The following is a 1,334-nucleotide window of genomic DNA, read 5'->3' as shown; positions in this document are numbered from 1 at the left end:
TCTAGAATGGCGTTTAGAAATCCGGTTAAAATTTCTTCGTTCCCCTTCGTTCCGAATAACTGTTTAAAAGCAAAATCAATTCGTAAATTTACTAATTTTGTGGACATGGGTTTCCTCTCCCTGTCTTTCTTTTCTTCTTATTATTTTATAGGATAACTTGTTATATAAGCAAATGCTTACCATTGTAGCTCCAATTCATCACAGTACACATCTAACTCAATAAAACAGTTTTGTAAATCCGCTTCAAAATCAATTTCATGAATTATGCTATCTACCTTTTGTTCTAAATCTGGAATTGTGGTGTAAGGAACATAGAATTTGTACTCTCCCGAATGTTGTTCCATATTGTATTGTGATATGAGAAAGGATTCGATATTCTTTCGAACTTTCCCCTTTCCTCGTACAAATTTATTATTATTTCCCACACGTAACAACATACGAATAGTGGCTGTTTGTTCTTTAGCTTGTTCGCCTTTGTTTGTATAGGGCATGAATGGTTTCAATGCCTTTTATTGCACGAGAAGCATGCCGGAGAGTTTGAAATCCAGATGACCTAGCAAAACGACAATAGTAGCTTGTTTGAATTGTTTTCCTTTAAAATATCCCATTTGTTACGCTCCCGTTCATCTTTTTCCAAAGTGTACTTGAGTTTCGAAAACTTTGCAACAGAATCCTCATCAAGCTACCCCTATATGCAAAAACAGAGGGCAGATATGCCCCCCTCTTGTGTCCAACCATTATTATTCTTGCTCGTCCATAATTTTCTCAAACGCAGCAGATACTTTTTCAAATTCCTCGTCACTCTTAATATATGAGAATTCACTATCTTCTTCTACTTTTAAAAAGAAGATATCAATGTCTTCCTCTGTTTCCGTTTGAATGTCTTCTACAAAGCCAACAGCAATGTATTCTGCTCCTTCGACATTCATCGTTCCGAGCACTTCAACTTCCTGCTCCTCATTACTCTCATCGCTAAGGGTGAAAATTTCGCCTACTTCAATTTCCGACATATTCATTCTCCTCCTGTTATGCTCTAAAAAATAGAACGTTCAAATCGCATACTTACTTATATCTTTCCTTAAAAAATCAAATTAATGCGCAAAGAACAACAATTTTTTGCTGTTTCAGCGTAAGAATCCAACTAAAAGGATATCATATATGAATATGAATGAATACATTTTGGGTTCTCGTCATATGTCCATCAAGCTAAGCTTATATAAGTTTAATTTCATGTGAAATTTTTTCTTTTTTCTAAAAATCTAATGTAAGTTCTTTAAAGATTTGCATACCAAATAAACCCTATCGGGTTTCAATCTTTTGGATTACGCTACATG

The 1,334-nt window shown here is 34.6% G+C and carries 2 protein-coding genes and 2 pseudogenes; all 4 read right to left on the bottom strand.

What is annotated here, in order from left to right:
- Positions 1-107 (bottom strand): PD-(D/E)XK nuclease family transposase (locus tag JDS96_RS30400; protein WP_199668951.1); only part of this gene is annotated, 107 nt, incomplete at its 3' end.
- 69 nt (positions 108-176) lie between these two features.
- Positions 177-482 (bottom strand): annotated as a pseudogene (locus JDS96_RS30395) (recombinase family protein); the annotation flags it as partial.
- A pseudogene (locus JDS96_RS32685) lies at positions 460-564 on the bottom strand (IS6 family transposase); the annotation flags it as partial. The pseudogenes JDS96_RS32685 and JDS96_RS30395, both read right to left, overlap by 23 nt.
- Before the next feature lie 176 nt (positions 565-740).
- Entirely contained in the window at positions 741-1,010 is a 270-nt protein-coding gene (locus JDS96_RS30390) for a DUF1292 domain-containing protein (protein ID WP_199669084.1), read from the bottom strand.
- Positions 1,011-1,334 lie beyond the last annotated feature (324 nt).

This window comes from Bacillus cereus group sp. N21 (genome assembly GCF_016483395.1).
Lineage (GTDB): Bacteria > Bacillota > Bacilli > Bacillales > Bacillaceae_G > Bacillus_A > Bacillus_A pseudomycoides.
Note: the sequence above shows the minus strand (reverse complement) of the source record. Positions and strands in the feature narration are given on the sequence as shown.

Excerpts from the sequence above, each read along its gene's own strand:
- JDS96_RS30390 (WP_199669084.1), bottom strand. The coding sequence starts at position 1,010 with ATGTCGGAAATTGAAGTAGGCGAAATTTTCACCCTTAGCGATGAGAGT.